Here is a 19,420-nt window from a genome sequence, read left to right on the forward strand (position 1 = left end):
GTCCCGCGCGGGCAGCGGTCCTGACGTCGCGGAAGCGCTGCCGCGCAGGGGGAAGAGTGAGACCCTGGCTGCATGGACCAGCGGGGACGGACCCCGGAGGTCGACTGGCCGGCGCGGCCCGACCTGAGCCTCGCGCTCAACCGCATGGGCACCTTCGACTGGGACCTCGACAGCGGGCGCATGTACCTGGACGCCACCGCTCTCGAGGTCCTCGACCTGCGCCCCGAGCAGTTCGACGGGACGCCCGCCGGGCTGCGCCGCCGTGTCGTGCCCGGCGACGGGGCACGGCTGGACACCCGGGTGGAACAGGCGCTGAAGGACGGCCGCAGCCACTACGGGGCCTACTTCCGCACCCTGCGCGAGGACGGCGCGGCGGCCTGGACCCACGTCCAGGGACACATCCTGCGGGACCCGCACGGCCGCCCGTACCGGATCATCGGGATCCTCCGCGACGCCGCCCAGGACCCCGGCGAGCCGGGGGCCGCGGGGGAGCGCGACGAGGGCCGCCGCAGGATGACCGGGGTCGTCGAGCGCACCACCGCGATCCTCGCCCACGCCCGCACCGTCAACGACGTCACCGACGTCCTGAAGGACCCCGAGGCCCTCGGCCACCTCGGCGCCGTCAGCGTCATGCTCGGCATCGTCGACGGCGGCCGGATCCACCTGGTCGCGGAAGGGCAGCTGGGCTCGTACGTGCCCGAGATCGAGTACACCCGCATCGACGCCGAGTTCCCGATGAGCGAGGCCGTACGGACCCTCCAGCCGGTCTTCATCGCCTCGCGGGAGGAGTTCCAGCGGCGCTACCCGCTGCTGTGGCCCTACATCGAGCCGCTGTCCGTGCGCAGCGGGGTCTACCTGCCGCTGATCGCCCAGGGCCGGCCCGTCGGCGCGCTCGGACTGCTGTACACCCGCGACGGGGACTTCAACGCGGAGGAGCGGAACCTGCTCGTGGCGCTCGGCAGCGGGATCGCGCAGGGACTCCAGCGGGCCATGCTCTTCGAGCAGGAGCACGACCTCGCCGAGGGCCTCCAGCGGGCCATGCTGCCCCGGGTGATCCCGGAGGTGCCGGGCGCGCGGATCGCCGTACGCTACCGGGCCGCCCGGATCGGACGGGACATCGGCGGCGACTGGTACGACGTGGTGCCGCTCGGCGAGGGACGCGTCGGGGTGACCATCGGCGACGTCGAGGGCCACGACACCGACGCGGCGGCCGTCATGGGCCAGCTGCGGATCGTGCTCCGCGCGTACGTCCTGGAGGGCCACACCCCCGGCACGGCGCTGGCGCGGGCCTCCGCCTTCCTGCGCGACCTGGCGGCCGAACGCTTCGCCACCTGCACCTACGCCGAGCTGGACCTGAACACCGGGATGCTGCACATCGTGCGGGCCGGGCACCTCGACCCGGTCGTACGGCGCGGCGACGGCAGCTGCCACCGCGTCCGGGTGGTGGGCGGGCTCCCCCTCGGCCTGCCCCCGCGCGAGCAGCAGGGCAGCGGCTCCGGATATCCCGTCACCACCCTCGAACTGCACCCCGGGGACACCCTGATGATGTTCACCGACGGCCTCGTCGAACGCCCCGGCGGCGACTCCGAGACCGGCATGCGGGCCTTCCTGGAGGCGGCGTGCAGCGGCCCGGCCGACGTCGAGGAACTCGCCGACGTGCTGTGCGACGTCGTCGGGGACGCGGGCGGCGGGGACGACATGGCGCTGCTCCTGCTGCGCCGGCGCGGCACCCCCGCTCCGCGCGGCGGCGGCCCGCTGCGCCAGCGTCTGGTGCCGGGCGACGCGGACGGCCCGGCCATGGCCCGGCACCTGATCCGGGCGGCGGTGGCCGCCTGGGGAGCCCGGGACCGGGCCGACGAGATCGAGCTGGCCGCGGACGAGCTGATGACCAACGCCCTCGTGCACACCGACGGCGGCGGCCAGGTCGCCCTGCGGCTGACCGCCGGAGGCCGGATCCGCATCGAGGTCGAGGACGGCAGCAGCGCCCTGCCCCGGCGCCGCGAGGCCGGGGACTGGGCGGTGTCGGGCCGGGGCCTGCTGCTGGTCGAACGGCTCGCGGACGCCTGGGGCGTGGAGCCCCGGGGCGCGGGCAAGTGCGTGTGGTGCGAGTTCGACGTGCCCGCCCCCGGCGCCGCGGCGGAGTGAGCGTCAGACGGCGGCGTACGGGCCCTGAGCGGCCTTCACGTTCTGCAGGGCGGTCAGCTTGCGGACGAACAGCACCGCGAGGACGGCGGCGGCGACCACGGTCAGGTCGGCGACGGCGCCGAACGCGGAGACGTCACGCAGGCCTTCGGGGGTCTCCGTGCGGACGTACACCGTGCCGAAGATCCGGTCGAAGACCATGGACACGGCCCACACCACCCACCAGGCCGTCACGGGAGCCGCCGAGACGTGGCGGTACGAGCCGTCCGGTGCGAGCTGGACGCTCGCCTCCCAGGTCTGCTTCGCCACCCGGTACGGCAGGAAGAGGTTGCCGAGGGGCACGAACCAGGAGCCGATCGCCCACCCGCTCCCCAGGGTGAACCCGTCGGGCCGGAAGACCTGGCCGTTGACGCGGACCCGGTGGAACCAGATGACGAAGACGACGGCCGTCACGGCCAGGACCAGCACCTGGAGGGACCCGGCGAGACCGGTCAGACCGTCGGACAGGTCGAGACTGTCGTCCGGGACCGAGGAGGGGTCCGCCACGACGTCCCGCATCAGCGCCCACGCGTAGAGGTTGGCCGCGGCCGAGTAGAGGTTGACCAGGCCCGCGACGCAGAGCAGCACGGTCAGCACCGTCGAGAGGACCTGCGGGGAGCGCAGCGGCTGGACGGGCGGCGGCGGGGGGAAGGCGGAGCCCGGGTAGGGGTGGGGGGTTCCCGGAAACTGCTGAACGGCGTACGGGTTCCCGGCCGCCGACGGGCCCGGGTACGGGTTGCCGGGCGCCGGCGGGCCCGGGTACGGCTGTCCGGGCTGCGGGGGGACCGCCGGATGGGCGGCCGGGTAGGGGGCCGCCCCGTACGGGGGCTGCGGGCCGGGGCCCTGCGGGGGCGGCTGCGCTCCGGGTGCGCTGAAGGACATGGTGAAGGACCCCCCACGGGACGTGCGAAAGTGCGCTGGTCAGCGATGCGCTGGTCGGCGATGCACCGGCCGGTCGAACTCCGGTACGGCAGCGCCGAACATATGTCAGCGCCGCACACGTCGTCCAAACGGTTCTCCGCGCGTACCGCCCTTCCCGGCCGGAACCCGTCGGGGAACGTCCGGAACCCGCCGGGGCCGCCGCGAAGGGACGCGGGCGGGCGTCCGCTCAGAGGGTCACCAGCGTGACCTCGGTGGCCTTCACGCTCGTCCAGACCCGCGTGCCGTCCGCCACGCCGAGTTCGGCGGCCGCTTCCGGGGTGATCTCCGCGACCAGGTCGGGGGCCTCGTCCGGGGCGACGAGCACGCGCAGCCGGCTGCCGGCCGAGGTGATCTCCCGTACGGTGCCGGGCCAGACGTTGCGGGGACTGCCGACCGGACGGTTGCGGTGCAGGGACACCGCCTCGGGGGCGATGATCGCCAGGGCCTGGGTGCCCTCGGGCAGCGTCTCCGCCACCACCAGCCGGCCGCCGCCCGCGAGTGCGAGCCCCTCGGCGGAGGCGGCGCCGGGCCAGGCGTTGCGGCCCAGCATCCGGGCCACCCACGGGGAGCGCGGATGCCGGGTGACCTCGGCCGGCGGCGCGTCCTGCAGGGTGCGCCCGTCGGCCAGTACGAGGACCCGGTCGGCCAGTGACACCGCCTCGACGGGATCGTGCGTGACGATCAGGCAGACCCCGCCGAAGCCCGCCAGGTGCTTGCGCAGGGTGTGCCGCACGTGCGCCCGGGTCGTCTGGTCGAGGGCGGCGAGGGGCTCGTCGAGCAGCAGCAGCCGGGGCCGCGCGGCCAACGCCCGGGCCAGGGCCACCCGCTGGGCCTGCCCGCCGGACAGCTGGGCGGGCCGCCGCTGGGCGAGGTGGCCCACGCCGAGCCGGTCCAGCCACAGCTGCGCCTCGCGCCGGGCCTCGGCGCGGCCGGCCCGGCGGGCGCGCAGCCCGTACGCGGTGTTGGCGAGGGCGCTGAGGTGCGGGAACAGCGCGCCGTCCTGCGGCACCCACGCCACCTGCCGCTTGTGCGGGGGCAGCGCGGTGACGTCGGTGTCGCCGAGCCGCAGTTCGGCGCGGGCGCGCGGGGTCAGGCCGAGCAGGGCGCGCAGCAGGGTGGTCTTGCCGGCGCCGTTCTCGCCCACCACGGCGATGGTGGTGCCGGGTTCGGCGTGGAGGGTGAGCTCGTTGAAGCCGGTGACCTCGGCGTGCAGGGGCCAGCGGCCGTCACCGGCCCGGGCCGGGGCGGGGGCGGGGGCGGGGGCCTCGTCGGGGACGGCGGGGGCGGGCGCCTCCGGCCCGGCCGCGGGCGCCTTCGGGGCCACGGGGGTTCCCGTCCAGCGCCCGCGCAGGGCGATGAGCACGCCCATGGCGATGGCGAGCAGCAGCAGCGAGACCGAGGTGGCCGCCTCCGGCTGGTCCTGGAGCAGCAGGTAGACCTGGAGGGGCAGGGTCTGGGTGGTGCCCGGCAGGTTGCCGGCGAAGGTGATGGTCGCCCCGAACTCGCCGAGCGCACGGGCCCAGGTGAGGGCGGCGCCCGCGACCAGGCCCGGGGCCACCATGGGCATGGTCACCGTGAAGAACACCCGGACCGGCGAGGCTCCGAGGGAGGCGGCGGTCTCCTCGTAGCTCTGCTTCAAACCGCCGAGCGCCCCCTCCAGGCTGATCACGAGGAAGGGCATGGCGACGAAGGTCGCCGCGACGACCGCCCCGGAGGTGTGGAAGGGCAGGGCGACGCCGAAGCTCTCCTCCAGCCACGGCCCGAGCAGACCGCGCCGTCCGAAGCCGAGGAGCAGCGCGACACCGCCGACGGTCGGCGGGAGCACCATCGGCAGCAGCACCAGCGAACGGACGAAGGCCTTCCCCTTGAACTCGACCCGGGCCAGCAGCCATGCGAGCGGCACTCCGAGGACCAGCGAGAGGCCGAGCGCCCACAGGGACACCAGCAGGGAGAGCTTCAGGGCGGTGACCACGCCGGGGCTGGTGAGGTGCTCGCCGAGCTCTCCCCACTGGGTGCGGATGAGGATGCCGACGAGCGGCAGCAGCAGGAACGCGACGGCGAGCAGCGCGGGGAGCGCCAGCGTCACGGGAGGCCGGGTGCGGGTGCGGAGTCTGCTCATGGGGTGATGGGCGTTCCTGGTCGGGGGCCGGGGCGGGATGCCGCCGGACGGGAGAAGGGTACGGAGCGGACGGGCGCGGGTCCCCGCGACGCGGGCGCGGCCGCCGGACACGCCGGAAGGGGCTGCCCGTCCCCCCCTGGACCGGGCAGCCCCCTCCGGAGCTTCGAGGGCCGTTACGGCTTCTGGAAACCGGCGTCCTGGAGGATCTTCTGCGCCTCCGGGGAGCTCAGCCAGGCCACGAACGCGGCGGCGGCCTCGGCGTTCTTGGACTGCTTGAGGGTGGCGGCCGGGTAGGAGGCGACGGCGTTCTGGTCGTCCGGGATGTCCACGGTGACGACCTTGTCGCCGGACTTGGCGGAGTCGGTCTTGTAGACGAGACCGGCGTCGGCCTCGCCCAGCTCGACCTTGCTCAGGACGGCGCGGACGTTGGGCTCCTGGGAGACCGGCTTCACCTCGATCTTCTGGGCGTCGAGGATCTGCTTGCTGTAGCGGCCGACCGGGACCTCGGGCGCCGCCAGGACGACCTTGATCTTGGTGTCGGCGAGGTCCTTCAGCTCGTCGATCTTGAAGGGGTTGTCCTTGCCGGCGGCGATGACCAGGCGGTTCTTCGCGATGATCGCGGGGTCGTTGGTCTCGCCCCTGAGGCCGTCCATCGTCTTGGTGTCGGCGGTGACCAGCGCGTCCGCCGGGGCGCCCTGCTTGACCTGGGCGGCGAGCTCCTGCGAACCGGCGTAGGAGATGTTCAGCCTGGTGCCCGGGTGGGACTTCTCGTAGGCGGCCTTCGCGGTGTTGAACACGTCGGTGAGGGAGGACGCGGCGAGGATCGTCAGGCTCGCGGCCTTGGCCCCGGCGGAGGCGGAAGCCGAGGGGGACGAGGAGGCGTCGGCCTTCTTCTCGTCGGCGCCGCCGCCGCAGGCGGACAGCGGAACGAGCAGGGCGGCGGTGAGCGCGGCCGCGGCGACGCGGCGGCGGTTCGGGGTGACGGACATGAGCAGGTGCTCCTCGGTCGGGTCGGCGGCCGGCCGGGTGCCGGAACCGCGCGGAGGTGACCCGCGCCGGTGACGGGCGGAGCGGGTGGGGACGAGCGGACGGGCCGGGTGGCCCTGAAGGTTCGGGTCAGGTGCGGTCGATGTGCACGCTGGTCGACTTCACGCGGGCGGTGGCCTGCATGCCGACCTCCAGCCCGAGCTCCTCGACGGCCTCGCGGGTGAGGAGGGAGACGAGGCGGTGGGGACCCGCCTGGATCTCGACCTGGGCGGCCACGTCGCCGAGCTTCACGGCCGTGACGATCCCGGGGAAGGCGTTGCGCGCCGAGGTGTACGGCTCGCCGTCCTCGGCGTGGGCGCCCTGCCCCACCTCGACGGAGAAGGCCGCCAGGTCGCGCCCGTTGATCAGGCGACGGCCGCCCTCGTCGCGATGGGTCGCGACCCGGCCGGCGTCGGCCCAGCGGCGCGCGGTGTCCGGGCTGACGCCCAGCAGACGCGCCGCCTGTCCGATGGTGTAGGACTGCATGCGCGACAAGTTAGGCGCTCGGAACCCGCATGTGCAATTCGTTTGGCGCGATCTCTATCGCAGATGCCACCGCTCTTGTGGTATCCGCCAAAAAGCATTCCGCTTCACGGCCGCCGGATCACTAGAGTCGGGGCATGGCGGGCGTGGCAGGCACGGCCGACGCAGGGACGGAGCGACCGTTGACCGGTACGAGGACCACGGAGTCGGGGGCGGCCCCGCTGGAGACCGGAACCGCGCGGGTGGACGCCTGGATCTGGTCGGTCCGGCTCACCAAGACCCGCTCCGTCGCGGCGACGGCCTGCCGGGCGGGCCACGTGAAGGTCAACGGCGAGCGGGCGAAGCCGGCGCAGCAGGTGCGGGCGGGGGACGAGGTACGGCTCTTCCACGCGGGCCGCGAGCGCGTCGTGGTGGTCCGGCGGCCGGTGACGAAGCGGGTCGGGCCGCCGGTGGCCGCCGAGTGCTACGTGGACAACAGCCCGCCGCCGCCGACGCCGGTGGAGGCGGCGGTGGTCGGCATCCGTGACCGGGGTACGGGCCGCCCGACGAAGCGCGACCGGCGGGAGATGGACCAGCTCCGCGGCCGCTAGCCCCCGGCGGGGCCGGGGAAGTGCTCCCCGCCCCACCCTTAGCCCGTTCCCCGGGGGCTGCGCCCCGGACCCCGTTCCCCGGGGGCTGTGCCCGGGCCTCGCCTTCCGGGAGTTGCGCCCGGGCCTCGCTTCCTGGGGGCTGTGTCCCGGGCCCTGTCCGGGGGTTGTGTCCTGGGCCTCGCTTCCTGGGGCTGCGCCCCCGGGCCCTGCTTCCTGCGGGTTGCGCCCGGGCCTCGCCTTCCGGGGGCTGCGCCCCAGGGCCCTGCTTGCTCGGGGTTGCGCCGACCCCGTCTCCCGGGGCCGGAGCCCCAGGCCCCGGGTCTCTGGCGGCGGCGGGGCTGGGACGGCTCAGACCTTGCGGTACGCGTACGCCTCCTCGGCCGCCGCCGCCACGGCGTCCAGCGGGGCCCCCGCGGAGGCGGCCACCAGCCCCGCCACCGCGCCCTCCAGGAACGGCGCGTCCACCAGCCGGGAGCCCGGCGGCAGTTCCCCGTCCTCCAGCAGCGCCTTCACCGTCAGTACCGAGCTGCCCAGGTCCGCGAGGAGCGCGACCCCGGCCCCCCGGTCCACCGCCGCCGCGGCCGCCACGATCCGCTCCGCGCTCGTGCCCAGCCCGCCGTCGGCGGTGCCGCCCGCCGGGGCCAGCGGAGCCACCGCCCCGCCCGCCGCGAGGCCCCGCGCCAGCTCCGCCACCGACTCCGCGACCCCGGCGCTGTGCGACACCAGCACCAGCCCGACCAGCGCCCCGGCGCTCACGCGGCCCCCTCCGCCGTGTCGGCCAGCGCGCCCAGCAGGAGGGCGGCCGAGGTGGCTCCCGGGTCCTGGTGCCCGATGCTGCGCTCCCCGAGGTAGCTGGCGCGGCCCTTGCGGGCCAGTATCGGAACCGTCGCCCTGGCCCCGCCGTCCGCCGCGTCCCCGGCGGCACGGTACGACGTACCCAGCGCCGCGACCCCCGGGACCAGCGCGTCCAGCATCGTCTTGTCGCCCGGCGCCGCCCCGCCCAGCTCGGCCACCGCGCCGACCCCCGCGTGCAGGGCGGCGCGCACCTCCTCGTCGGAGACCTCGGCGGCTTCCCCGAGTTCCTTGCCGGTGCGCCGCAGCAGCGTCCCGTACAGCGGCCCGGACGCGCCGCCGACCGTGGAGATCAGCGTGCGCCCCGCCAGCTGGAGCAGCGCGCCGGGCACGGCCGCCCGGTCGGCCCCGGCCAGCGCCGAGCGCACGGCCGTGAACCCCCGCAGCAGGTTGGCCCCGTGGTCGGCGTCCCCGATGGGGGAGTCGAGCTCGGTCAGCCGGTCCGCCTCCCGCTCCACCGCCGCCGCGGCGGCCTCCATCCAGCGCCGGAAGAACCCCGCGTCACGCATCCCGTCTCCTCCACCGTCCCGTACCTCGGTCACCGCCATCTCAGCAGCCCCAGCGCAGGGCGGCGGTCCGCACCGGCGCGTCCCACAGCCGCACCAGCTCGTCGTCCGCCCGGCACACGGTCACCGAACACCCCGCCATGTCCAGGGAGGTGACGTGGTTTCCGACGAGCGCCCGCGCCACCGGCACGCCCCGCGCGGCCAGGACCGCGGTCACCTCCGCGTGGAAGCCGTACAGCTCCAGCAGCGGGGTCGCGCCCATCCCGTTGACCAGCAGCAGCACCGGCCCGCCCGCCGCCGGCGGATCCGCCGCGTCGAGGTCGTCCAGTACGGCCCCCACGGCCACCTCCGCGATCTCCCGCGCGGTCATCATGGCGCGCCGTTCCCGGCCGGGTTCGCCGTGGATCCCCACGCCCAGCTCCAGCTCCCCGTCCGGCAGGTCGAAGGTGGGGCTGCCCTTCGCCGGGGTGGTGCAGGCGCCGAGGGCCACGCCGAAGCTCCGGGAGGAGCCGTTGACCCGCCGTGCCAGCGCGGCGACCCGGTCCAGCGGCGCGCCCTCCTCGGCGGCCGCCCCGGCGATCTTCTCCACGAAGAGGGTGGCTCCGGTGCCGCGCCGCCCGGCCGTGTAGAGGCTGTCGGTCACGGCCACGTCGTCGTCGACGAGGACGCTCTCCACCCGGAGCCCGTCCTCCTCCGCCAGCTCGGCGGCCATCCGGAAGTTCAGCACGTCGCCGGTGTAGTTCTTGACGACGAACAGCACCCCCTGGCCGGCGTCGACGGCGTGCGCCGCGTGGAGCACCTGATCGGGCACCGGAGACGTGAACACGGCGCCGGCGCAGGCCGCCGAGAGCATCCCGGGCCCCACGAAGCCGCTGTGCAGCGGTTCGTGCCCGGAGCCGCCGCCGGACACCAGCCCGACTCTCCCGCCGGTGCGCGCGTCCCGCCGTACGACGACCTGCCGTTCCACGTCGACGTCGAGCTCGGGATGCGCGGCGGCCATCCCGCGCAGCGCGTCGGAGACCACGGTGTCGGCGGAGTTGATGAGCATCCTCACGAAACCTCCCGGTGCGGCGGAGTCCTGTCCGGTCCTGTGACCTGCCGCCGACGTTAGGGCAGCGGGCCCCGCTCCGGTGGCGGAACGCGGGCGCGGCGCGGCCGGAGCAGGGCGGTCCTGACATGATCAAGCCATGGGGCTGAACCTGAGCGTCGGTGTCCTGGCCGACGCCGAGGACGACTACGCGGACCTGGTCCGTGCCGATTTCGCCGTCATCGGCGAACTGCTGGAACGCGCGGGAGCGCGGCCGTGGAAGGAGCCGGAGCCCCGCGGCGGGGAGCCCGCCTACTTCCAGGCGTGGGGCTACTCGGGCCTGCACACGCTCCGCCGGCTGGCGGTCCACCTCGCGGTGGAAGGACGCCTGCCTGAGCCGCTGGAGGAGGACCGCCAGGCCCACCGCGACCCGCTCCTCGCCCGGGCCTACGGGGCGCAGCCGGCCGGCCCGCCCGGTCCGTTCGACCACCTGGTCCACCACTCGGACTGCGAGGGCTACTACGTGCCGGTGGACTGCGCGCGGGTCATCGTGGGGAAGGAGGTGCCGGGCGGCTCCCTCGGCTCCTCCGTGCGGCTGCTGGCGGAAGTCCGGCGGCTCGCCGCGGCGCTCGGTCTGCCGGAGGACCTCGACCCGCACTCCGAGGAGGTCTTCGAGGCCGCCGACGCGGAGGAGCCGGCCGCCACGGGCTGGCAGCGCCACGGCGTCGAGTCCTACGTCTGTCTCCAGCTCATCCGGGCGGCGCGGCTCTCGGTGGCCACCGGGGCGGCCATCGCCTTCACCTGAGCCGCCGCGGCCCGCGGTCCGGGGCCCGCGGTCCGGTCCCCGGCGGCCCCGGCCGGCCGGGCGGGGACCGCCGGAGCGGCGTACGCTCGTCGGCGGGGCGCGCCCCGCCTCCGACGGCTTCCCGGGAGGACCGATGACCGCGCTGGGTGACCTGATCGCGATCGACGACAGGACCGTACTGGTCGCCGGGCAGGAACTGGACCTCGCGCACGACCGGCCCGACGTGGCGAACGCCCTCGTCCACCGGGCGGGCGACACCCTCGTGCTGGTCGACACCGGCGTCACGGAGCCGTTCCGCGCGGCGCTGCGGGAAGCCGCCGGCCGGGTCGGGCCGTGGTCCCGGGTGCTGCTGCTGACCACCCACGGCCACCTCGACCACATCGGCAACAACGACCTGGCCGACGAACTGGGCGGGCCGGCCGAGCACTGGGTGCCCGCCGCCGACGTCGACCAGATGAGGGACCCGGTGGCGTACTGGGTACGCGCCTTCGAGCACGTCGACGGGCTGGGCGTGCTGCCCGCGCCGCCCCGGCGGGCCGCCGAGAAGGTGGTGTCGCTCTTCCGGCCGCTCCGGCCCTTCGGCGCGACGACCCGGACCTACGAGGAACGCCCGCCGGAGCGGATCGCCATCGGCTCGCTGCGGTTCGGCGGCTGGACCTTCGCCGACGGCGCGGTCCGGGTGCTGCGCAGCCAGGGCCACTGCGCGGGGCACGTGATCGTGCACCTGAGGGACAGTGGAGTGCTGCACCTGTCCGACGAGGCCAACGGGCCCTGCGGTGCGATGGCCGACGCCGACCAGCTCAAGATCCAGACGGTGCTCGGCGCCGCGGCAGGCCTCTTCGAGGAGGGTGCGGCGGAGCTCCTCACCGACGGGCACACCTTCGCCGTACGCGGAGCCGCCGAGGCGGTTCCCCATCTGGAGGGGATGCTGGACCAGGCCGCGGCCCTGCACGCGGCGGCACTGCGGCTGGCCGGCGGTACGGGGCCGGTCCGCGCGGCCGAGTTCACCGCCGGCTGCGCGGAAGCCGCCACCGCCCTGGGCGTCACCGGTGCCAACCCGAACCCGCTGTTCACCGCGATGATGGCGGTGAACCTCCTGCGCGAACTGGGCCTGCGCCCGGAACCGGACACCGCCGGACTCCTCTGGTCCCGGCCCGCGCTCCCCGGAGCCCAGGCGGGGGGACGTCGCGTCAGGCGCCCTGTTCCCGCAGCCGGCGGCTGACCTCGCCCAGGCCGTCGGCCAGGGCGTCCAGCTGCTCGGGGGTGAGCACGTCGACGAGCACCTCGCGCACGGCGGCGACATGGCCGGGAGCGGCCTCCTCCAGGCGGGCCCGGCCCGCCTCCGTGAGCACGGCGAAGACCCCGCGCACGTCGGAGGGGCAGCTGCGGCGGCGGACGAGGCCGGCCTTCTCCATCTGGCCGACCTGGTAGGTCAGGCCGCTCTTGGAGTTGATGAGCCCGTTGGCGAGTTCCGTCATGCGCAGCTCATGGTCGGGTGCCGCCGCGAGCCGCACGAGGATCTCGTACTGGGGGTGGGAGAGTCCGGAGTCGTCCTTCAGCTGTTGGTCGAGATGCCGGTTCACCAGCGCGGAGGCCGCCAGGAAGCCCCTCCAGGCCCGCATCTCGCGCTCGTCCAGCCATCTCGTCTCAGCCATGGCGCCAGGGTACACGAGTTGTTCGAATTTGAATCACTGGCTAGGGTCGGACTCAAGCAGGTTCGAATTTGAACCAATCCCCTCGGGCCGCCCGACCGGAAGGACCCCCCATGACCAGCGCCACCGCCACCGCGACGAAGGCCCCGGCCGCCCCCCAGGCGGCCCCCGCGGCCGACACCTCCGCCCAGGACGCCGGACTGCTCCTCCTGCGCGTGGTCCTCGGCCTCGCCGTGGCCGCCCACGGCACCCAGAAGCTCTTCGGCTGGTTCGGCGGCGGCGGGATCGGCGGCACCGGGCAGTTCTTCACCGCCAGCGGCTACCCGGCGGGCGACGCCATGGCCGTCGTCGCCGGACTGACCGAGACCCTCGGCGGCCTCGGCCTCGCCCTCGGCCTGCTCACCCCGCTCGCCGGGGCGGCCGTCACCGGCACGATGATCAACGCCCTGGCCGTCCACGGCGCCGGCGCCTTCTTCGCCCCCAAGGGCATGGAGTACGAGCTCCTGCTCGCCGCGGCCGCCGCCGCCCTCACCCTGGCCGGCCCCGGCCGCCACGCGGTCGACCGCCTCCTGCCCGTCCCCGCCCTGCGCACCCACCGCCTGGCCCTCGGCGCCCAGGCCCTCGCCCTCGGCGTGGTCCTCGCCGCCGTGACCCTCCTCATCCGCAACTGAGGCCTGTCGTCGGACTCCCGTCCCCCCCCGGGCGACGACGGCAGTCTGACGACAGACCCTGGGCCCTCTGTCGGGCGGGGGAACCGGTTCCGCTCGTGTGGTCCCCCGTCCGGAGTAGCGTTGTGATCATGAAACCGCCGAGTGGAACCACCACCGACCAGGCGCCCGCCGACCCCGCCGCCGCCGACGACGCGCTGGCCGGCCAGCCCATCGGCTACTGGAGCGGCCTCGTCCACGAGGCCGTCACCCGCCATCTGCGCGACGCCATGGCGCGGACCGACGTCACGCAGCCGCAGTACTGGGTCCTCAACCGGATCGACGGCGGAGCCGAGCCGCCGTTCCGCGAGGAGGTGACCGCCCAGCTGACCCCCCTCGCGGACGGGCCGCACGAGATCGCCCGCGTCCTCGACCAGCTGCTCCACCGCGGCTGGATCCGCGAAAGCGGGGACGGCCGGCTCCGCCTCACCGCCGAGGGCGAGGCCGCCCGGCTCCGGCTGCGCGCCCTGGTGACCGAGCTGCGCGCCGTCGTCCACGCGGGCATCGACGACGCGGAGTACGTCGCCGCCCTCCGGGTGCTCCGCAGGATGGCCGCCAACGTCGAGGCCGCCGCCCGGCCCGCCGAGGCCGTCCCGGGGCGGGCTGATTGACCCCCGGGGTTTGCGGGAAAAGCGGATGAATGACACAACCCATCGAAGACTACGCACTCATCGGCGACCTGATGACCAGCGCACTGGTCGGCCGCGACGGGTCCATCGACTGGCTGTGCCTGCCCCACTTCGACTCCGGCGCCTGCTTCGCCGCGCTCCTCGGCACCAAGGAGAACGGCCACTGGCGCATCGCCCCGGCCGCCGCCGAGAACGGCGAACGGTGCACGCGGCGGGCCTACCTGGACGACTCGCTGGTCCTCGAGTCCTACTGGGAGACCGACGAGGGCACCGTCAAGGTCGTCGACTTCATGCCGCAGCGCGACAGCGCGCCCGACGTCATGCGGATCGTCGAGGGCGTCTCCGGCCGGGTCACCGTCCGCAGCACCCTCCGGCTGCGCTTCGACTACGGTCACGTCGTCCCCTGGGTCCGGCGCAGCGAGGGCGACCGGGTCGCGGTCGCCGGCCCCGACTCGGCCTGGTTCCGCAGCGACCCGCCCGTGCGGACCTGGGGCGAGGACCGCAGCACCCGCTCGGAGTTCACCGTCGGCCCCGGGGAGAAGGTCGCCTTCGTACTGACCTGGCACCCCTCGCACGAGCCGCGCCCCGAACAGGTCGACCCGTACGAGGCCCTGGAGCAGAGCCTCGCCGACTGGCGCGAGTGGGCCGCCCAGTGCCGCTACGAGGGGCCGTACCGGGAGGCCGTCCTCCGCTCGCTGATCACCCTCAAGGCCCTCACCTTCGCCCCCACCGGAGGCATCGCCGCCGCCGCGACCACCTCCCTGCCCGAGGAGATCGGCGGCGTCCGCAACTGGGACTACCGCTACTGCTGGCTCCGCGACGCCACCCTCACCCTGGGCGCCCTGCTGTCCACCGGCTTCCTCGACGAGGCCCGGGCCTGGCGCGGCTGGCTGCTGCGCGCCGTCGCGGGCGACCCGGCCGACCTCCAGATCATGTACGGCATCGCCGGTGAGCGCCGCATCCCCGAAACCGAACTGCCCTGGCTGCGCGGCTACGCCTCCTCCGCCCCGGTCCGCGTCGGCAACGCCGCCGTGGACCAGCTCCAGCTGGACGTGTACGGCGAGGTACTGGACGCCCTGCACCTGGCGCGGGCCTCCGGGCTGGCGGCGGAGCGGCACTCCTGGAAGATCCAGCTCGCCCTGCTCGACTTCCTGGAACGCAACTGGCACCGCCCGGACGAGGGACTGTGGGAGGTGCGCGGCCCGCGCCGGCACTTCACCCACTCCAAGGTGATGGCCTGGGTCGCCGCCGACCGGGCCGTGCGCACCCTGGAGAACGCCCCGCACCTCCAGGGCGACGTCGAGCGCTGGCGGGCCATGCGGGACGAGGTCCACCGTGACGTCTGCGACAAGGGCTACGACCCCGAGCGGGGCACCTTCACCCAGTACTACGGCTCCCGCGAGCTGGACGCGGCCACCCTGCTCATCCCCCGCGTCGGTTTCCTCCCGCCCGATGACCCCCGCGTCATCGGCACCGTCGACGCCGTACGGGCGGAGCTGGGCAGCGGCGGCCTGGTGCGCCGCTACAGCACCGAGGGCCCCTCCGTCGACGGGCTCCCCGGCGACGAGGGCACCTTCCTGGCCTGCTCCTTCTGGATGGCCGACGCCCTGCACCTGACCGGCCGGACCAAAGAGGCCCGCGAACTCTTCGAGCGGCTGCTCGCGGTGCGCAACGACGTGGGCCTGCTGGCCGAGGAGTACGACCCGCGGGCGGGACGCCAGCTCGGCAACTTCCCCCAGGCGTTCAGCCACGTCGGCCTGGTGAACACCGCGATCGCCCTGACCGGTTCCGGAACCGCCGGCTGACCCCCGCGCGGATTCCCCCTCCGCCGTGCGCGGCCTTCAGGTGTCCGGGCGCACGCGGGACGCCAGCAGCAGGGCGATGTCGTCCGGGCGGTCGGCGGTACGGGCCGCCTCGGCGACCAGCCGGTCGGCCGTCTCCGTCAGCGGGGACGGCCGCGCCGCCGCCAGGGCCGCCCGCAGCCGCTCCACGCCGTCGTCGATGTCCGCGCCCGGCGTCTCCACCAGCCCGTCGGTGTACAGGGCCAGCACCCCGCCCCGCCCCAGCGCCAGTTCGGTCACCGGATACCGCGCCCCCGGGTCGATCCCGAGCAGCACCCCGCCCGCCAGGTCCAGCACCTCCGCCCGCCCGTCGGCGTGCCGCAGCAGGGGCTGCGGGTGTCCGGCCCGGGCGGCCAGGGCGCGGCCGGAGCCCGGGTCCAGCAGCACGTAGCAGCAGCTGGCGAACTGGCCCGGATCCAGGTCGATCAGCAGCTGGTTCGTACCCCGCACCACCTCGTCCGGGGTGTTGCCGCTGAGCGCGAAGGCCCGTACCGCGCTGCGCAGCTGGCCCATGGTCGCGGCGGCGGCCACCCCGTGCCCCTGGACGTCCCCGATGACCAGCGCCAGCGGGCCCGCCGCCGTCGCGATCACGTCGTACCAGTCGCCGCCGACGTCCATGCCGTCCGTACCGGGCAGGTACCGGCCCACCGTGGTCACCTCGCCCCGCACCGGCAGCCGGCGCGGCAGCAGCGCCGCCTGGAGCCCGCGGGCCAGCGCCGCCTCGCTGTCGTAGCGCCGCGCCCGTTCCAGGGCCTGCGCGATCAGGCCGGCCAGCGCCGTGAGGACCGTACGCTCCTCCGGGCTGAAGCCGCGCCGCTGGTCGAAGCCGAGGATGCAGGAGCCCACCGGCCGGCCGGAGGCGATCAGCGGCAGGAAGGCGCGGGCCCCGACCTCCGCGTCCAGCGGGATCCCCGGATAGGCCGCCGCCAGATGCTCCATCGACTCGAAGAACAGCGGCCGGCCCGAGGTCAGCGTCTCCACGCCCGGCAGCCGCTCGTGCAGCGAGACCCCGTCGAAGCGGCTCAGGAACCCCTGGGGGAAGCCGGTCTCCCAGGCGAGGTACAGGTGCCGCTCGTCCAGCACGTAGATGGCCAGCTGCCGGCCGCCGAACGCGGGCAGCAGCTCCTCGGTGACCACGGCCGACACCTGCCGCGCGGTGACCGCCTCGGTCAGCGCGATCGCCAGGGCCACCGGCCGGTACAGGGCGGAGGCCCGGTCGGCCGGAGAACCGAGACCGGCGCCCGGGCGGGACACCGAACCGGGCGCGTACGCGGGCGTCTCGGCCGGCTCCAGGGTCACGGTCACCCCCGACGGCCCCGGGAACAGGCCCACCGACAGCCACTGCCCGGACTCCGGCCCGGTGTCCGGGGAAGCCACGGCCCGGGCCTCGAAGCGCACCGGCTCACCGGCGACGAACACCCCCCGCAGGTGGTCCTCGTACGCGGAGTGGCCGAGCCACGGCAGCACCTCCCACAGCACGCGCCCGCCCAGCCCCTGCGCGGCCGGCCCGAGCAGCTCCCCGGCGGCGGGGTTGGCGAAGGCGACCACGCCCTGCCGGTCCACGGACAGCACCGCCGTGCCCAGCCGGTCCAGCGTCTCCCGGCCGACCTCCCCGGCGGGCGCGGGCCAGGGCACGCACAGCGGGTCCCCGTCCCAGAGCACCGGCTCCCCGGCTGCCTCCAGCGCGGCCAGCTCCCGCGCCAGCCCGGCGGCCACCTCCCGCAGCCGCTGCCGCTCACCGGCCCCGATCGTGGCCCCGGGCGTCGCGGGGCGCAGCACCAGCAGCACCCCGAACCGCTCGGCGCCGGCGCACACCGGCTCGTAGAACGACCCGAAGGGGAAGGGGAGCCCGGCCATCAGCTGGGGGAAGCGCCGCATCGCCGCCTCCCCGTCCGGCAGGTGCACGGACTGCCCGGTGCGGTACGCCTCGGCGACCGGGTACGGCCGGTTCACCTGCATCCGCCACCAGGGCCGGAACAGCCGCCCCGGCAGGCCCGTGATCACGGCCATCCGCAGCAGGCCCTCGGTGCCCGAGCGCAGGTAGACCCCGCCCGCGTGCCCGCCGACGGCCTCCACGGCACCCGACGCCGCCCGCGCGAGCGCCCGGCCCGTGGCGGCGGGGGCCGGGCCGCCGCTGTCCGGTCTCGCCGTCACACAGCCAGGATGCGCCCTCGCCCCCGGCGGCTGCACCCGCGCGCCCGCCGCGCCCGCCGCGCTCGCCGCGCCCGCGGCTCCCCGGCCGGCAGGCGACGGGCCGGGGGAGCGGCGATGCGCCGAACGCCTCCCCCGAAGGGGGGACAGCCCGCCGCGCACGCCGTCGGCCGCGCCCCCGCCGGGGAGGCATCCGGCATGCGACACCAGTACGACGACACGCACCCGGCGCCCCGCGCCGCCTTCACCGCCGCCGACGCCTTTACCCTCCGCACCGCCCTCGACGCCCTCGGCGGGGTACGCGACCTCGACACCCTCGACGTGGCCTGCGGACACGGCGGCACCGCCGCACTGCTCGCCGGCGGCGGCGCCCGGCGCACCGTCGGCGTCGACAGCTGCCCGGACCGGGTCCGCAGGGCCCGGGCGGCCGCGCCGCCCTCCGCCCCCGTCGAGTACGTGGTCGCGGACGCCGCCGCCATGCCACAGCTCGGCCCCTTCGACCTGGCCACCGCCGTCTACCTGTTCAGCCACGCCCCCGACCGGGCGGCCCTGCACGCCATGTTCCGCGGGATCCGGGCCAACCTGCGCCCCGGCGGACGGCTGCTGTCGCTCGTCCGCAACCCCGGCGCCTACCCGCGCGTCGACTGGTCCCCTTACGGGATGCGCATCCTCGACCGGGTCCCGGACGGCGACGCGCCACTGCTGAAGGCCCAGTTCCTGACCGAGCCCCCCCAGCACTTCGAGTACCGCGAATGGGCGCACGCCGACTTCGCCGAAGCCGCCGTCGACGCCGGCTTCAGCACCGTCGGCTGGCAGCCCTCCCGCACCCCGCCCGCCGACGCCGCGCGCGACGAGGCGTACTGGACGGCGTACCGCGCCTGGCCGGTCAGCTCGCTCATGACGTGCACCGCCTAGCGCGGGTCGGCGGTCTCCCCGATCAGCTCGACGATCCTGTCCCGAGCCGCCCGCCCCTCCGGGACCGGCAGCAGCGGGTACCCGTGCGGCAGGCCCGGCTCCTCGTGCCACTCCACCTGCGCCCCGGCGGCCCCGGCCCGCCGCCGCAGCTCCCGGCTGTCGGTCGCCAGCACGTCCCGGGTGCCGGTGAACACCGTCAGCGGCGCCAGCCCCTCGAACGACCCGTGCAGCGGGCTCACCCGGGGGTCGTCCGCCGCGAGGGTCCCCGCGTACAGCCGGCCCGCCTCGGCCAGCCCGGCCCGGGTCAGCACCGGATCCGCCGCCTCCAGCTCCGCCTGGCCCGGGTGGCTCATGCTCAGGTCCAGCCAGGGGGATATCAGCACGATCCGCGACGGCTGCGCCCCGGTGCGCTCCCGGAGCCGCTGCGCGGCGGCCAGCGCCAGCCCGGCCCCGGCGGAGTCCCCGATCAGCACCGTCCCGCCCGCGCCGCCGCTCTCGATCAGACCGCTCAGCAGATCGGCGGCCACCGGAACGTTCCGGTCGGCGGTGCCGCGCGGCGCCAGCACGTACGCCGGTACGACGACCCGGGCCCGGGCCCGGGTCACCAGGGTCCGGATCAGCGACCAGTGCGGCCGGACCAGCTCGTCGATGTACGCGCCGCCGTGCACGTACAGCACCCGCGCCACGGGCTCCTGCCCGCGCGGCGAGGCGTCGTACACCGGCCAGGCCCCGACGAAGGTCCGCGACAGCTCCGCGACCCGGCCCAGCGAGCGCGGCGGCAGGTGCGAAGCGGGCCGCCGGGCCGCCTGCGCCACCGTCGCGCGTACCGCCTCGGCGGTCGCGAACCGTCTTCGCCGCCCCGTCGCCACCAGCGCGGCCGAAAGCGCCCTGCTGCGCAGACTCGGCACGCCCTCACCTCCCCTTTTCCCCGGTCAGGGACCTTAGCGCGGCTTCCGCCGCCGGGCCCCATCCCCGTCCAGGGAGGAGCATAGGCGTGAAGCTGCGCTGTCGACCC

18 protein-coding genes are annotated in these 19,420 nt (G+C 75.5%); 8 read left to right on the forward strand and 10 right to left on the reverse strand.

Going from position 1 to position 19,420, the window contains the following annotated elements; genetic code table 11:
• Window positions 1–72: 72 nt before the first annotated feature.
• On the forward strand, window positions 73–2,145 hold the full coding sequence (locus tag AC069X_RS03095) for a SpoIIE family protein phosphatase (RefSeq protein ID WP_478724487.1): 2,073 nt from the start codon (window positions 73–75) through the stop codon (window positions 2,143–2,145).
• 3 nt (window positions 2,146–2,148) lie between these two features.
• On the opposite strand, the gene AC069X_RS03100 is transcribed toward AC069X_RS03095, so the two are convergent.
• From AC069X_RS03100 to AC069X_RS03115, 4 genes are all read right to left on the reverse strand, one after another.
• Entirely contained in the window at window positions 2,149–3,063 is a 915-nt protein-coding gene (locus tag AC069X_RS03100; protein WP_478724489.1) for a DUF4328 domain-containing protein, read from the reverse strand.
• A 226-nt stretch (window positions 3,064–3,289) separates the two neighbouring features.
• Entirely contained in the window at window positions 3,290–5,221 is a 1,932-nt protein-coding gene (locus AC069X_RS03105; RefSeq protein ID WP_478724490.1) for an ABC transporter permease, read from the reverse strand.
• A gap of 173 nt (window positions 5,222–5,394) precedes the next feature.
• Window positions 5,395–6,210, reverse strand: a complete 816-nt coding sequence (gene modA / locus AC069X_RS03110) for a molybdate ABC transporter substrate-binding protein (protein ID WP_478724491.1) — start codon at window positions 6,208–6,210, stop codon at window positions 5,395–5,397.
• A 127-nt stretch (window positions 6,211–6,337) separates the two neighbouring features.
• The gene (locus AC069X_RS03115) at window positions 6,338–6,733 is read right to left on the reverse strand and encodes a TOBE domain-containing protein (RefSeq protein WP_280915342.1); all 396 of its coding nucleotides are present in this window, start codon (window positions 6,731–6,733) and stop codon (window positions 6,338–6,340) included.
• 179 nt (window positions 6,734–6,912) lie between these two features.
• Here AC069X_RS03115 and AC069X_RS03120 point away from each other — a divergent pair, with 179 nt between their 5' ends.
• Window positions 6,913–7,320, forward strand: coding sequence for an RNA-binding S4 domain-containing protein (locus AC069X_RS03120; RefSeq protein WP_478724494.1), 408 nt, complete (start codon window positions 6,913–6,915; stop codon window positions 7,318–7,320).
• 348 nt (window positions 7,321–7,668) lie between these two features.
• On the opposite strand, the gene AC069X_RS03125 is transcribed toward AC069X_RS03120, so the two are convergent.
• Genes AC069X_RS03125 through dhaK form a run of 3 tightly spaced genes read right to left on the reverse strand, consistent with a single transcriptional unit; the run spans window position 7,669 to window position 9,726 of the window.
• Window positions 7,669–8,076 carry a PTS-dependent dihydroxyacetone kinase phosphotransferase subunit DhaM gene (locus tag AC069X_RS03125; RefSeq protein WP_478724496.1) on the reverse strand — a complete coding sequence of 136 codons (408 nt, stop codon included), beginning with the start codon at window positions 8,074–8,076 and terminating at the stop codon, window positions 7,669–7,671.
• Window positions 8,073–8,681, reverse strand: coding sequence for a dihydroxyacetone kinase subunit DhaL (dhaL, locus tag AC069X_RS03130; RefSeq protein ID WP_478724498.1), 609 nt, complete (start codon window positions 8,679–8,681; stop codon window positions 8,073–8,075). Before dhaL ends, AC069X_RS03125 begins: the two co-directional genes overlap by 4 nt.
• 40 nt (window positions 8,682–8,721) lie before the next feature.
• Window positions 8,722–9,726: a dihydroxyacetone kinase subunit DhaK gene (gene dhaK, locus AC069X_RS03135; protein WP_478725085.1), complete on the reverse strand. Its 1,005-nt coding sequence runs from the start codon at window positions 9,724–9,726 to the stop codon at window positions 8,722–8,724.
• Between the two features lie 139 nt (window positions 9,727–9,865).
• Between dhaK and AC069X_RS03140 the strand changes: the two genes are divergently transcribed.
• Window positions 9,866–10,510: a hypothetical protein gene (locus AC069X_RS03140; RefSeq protein WP_478724500.1), complete on the forward strand. Its 645-nt coding sequence runs from the start codon at window positions 9,866–9,868 to the stop codon at window positions 10,508–10,510.
• Window positions 10,511–10,643: 133 nt separating this feature from the next.
• Window positions 10,644–11,732 carry an MBL fold metallo-hydrolase gene (locus AC069X_RS03145; protein ID WP_478724502.1) on the forward strand — a complete coding sequence of 363 codons (1,089 nt, stop codon included), beginning with the start codon at window positions 10,644–10,646 and terminating at the stop codon, window positions 11,730–11,732.
• On the opposite strand, the gene AC069X_RS03150 is transcribed toward AC069X_RS03145, so the two are convergent.
• On the reverse strand, window positions 11,701–12,165 hold the full coding sequence (locus AC069X_RS03150; protein WP_478724503.1) for a MarR family winged helix-turn-helix transcriptional regulator: 465 nt from the start codon (window positions 12,163–12,165) through the stop codon (window positions 11,701–11,703). The genes AC069X_RS03145 and AC069X_RS03150 overlap by 32 nt on opposite strands.
• A gap of 110 nt (window positions 12,166–12,275) precedes the next feature.
• On the opposite strand from AC069X_RS03150, the gene AC069X_RS03155 reads away from it, so the two are divergent.
• The 3 genes from AC069X_RS03155 to AC069X_RS03165 all read left to right on the forward strand — a co-directional run bounded on the left by AC069X_RS03155 (window position 12,276) and on the right by AC069X_RS03165 (window position 15,303).
• Window positions 12,276–12,833: a DoxX family membrane protein gene (locus AC069X_RS03155; RefSeq protein ID WP_478724505.1), complete on the forward strand. Its 558-nt coding sequence runs from the start codon at window positions 12,276–12,278 to the stop codon at window positions 12,831–12,833.
• 128 nt (window positions 12,834–12,961) lie between these two features.
• Entirely contained in the window at window positions 12,962–13,480 is a 519-nt protein-coding gene (locus AC069X_RS03160; protein WP_478724507.1) for a MarR family winged helix-turn-helix transcriptional regulator, read from the forward strand.
• A gap of 29 nt (window positions 13,481–13,509) precedes the next feature.
• Entirely contained in the window at window positions 13,510–15,303 is a 1,794-nt protein-coding gene (locus AC069X_RS03165) for a glycoside hydrolase family 15 protein (protein ID WP_478724509.1), read from the forward strand.
• A 36-nt stretch (window positions 15,304–15,339) separates the two neighbouring features.
• Here the strand turns inward: AC069X_RS03165 and AC069X_RS03170 are convergent, their stop codons facing one another.
• A complete protein-coding gene (locus AC069X_RS03170) occupies window positions 15,340–17,493 on the reverse strand; it encodes a PP2C family protein-serine/threonine phosphatase (RefSeq protein ID WP_478724511.1) in 2,154 nt (717 codons plus the stop codon).
• Between the two features lie 195 nt (window positions 17,494–17,688).
• Between AC069X_RS03170 and AC069X_RS03175 the strand changes: the two genes are divergently transcribed.
• The gene (locus AC069X_RS03175) at window positions 17,689–18,405 is read left to right on the forward strand and encodes a class I SAM-dependent methyltransferase (RefSeq protein WP_478724512.1); all 717 of its coding nucleotides are present in this window, start codon (window positions 17,689–17,691) and stop codon (window positions 18,403–18,405) included.
• Here AC069X_RS03175 and AC069X_RS03180 read toward each other — a convergent pair.
• Complete coding sequence (locus tag AC069X_RS03180) at window positions 18,402–19,313, reverse strand: alpha/beta hydrolase fold domain-containing protein (protein WP_478724514.1); 912 nt, start codon at window positions 19,311–19,313, stop codon at window positions 18,402–18,404. The genes AC069X_RS03175 and AC069X_RS03180 overlap by 4 nt on opposite strands.
• Window positions 19,314–19,420 lie beyond the last annotated feature (107 nt).

The sequence above is a fragment of the Streptomyces sp. NPDC043896 genome (assembly GCF_056435605.1).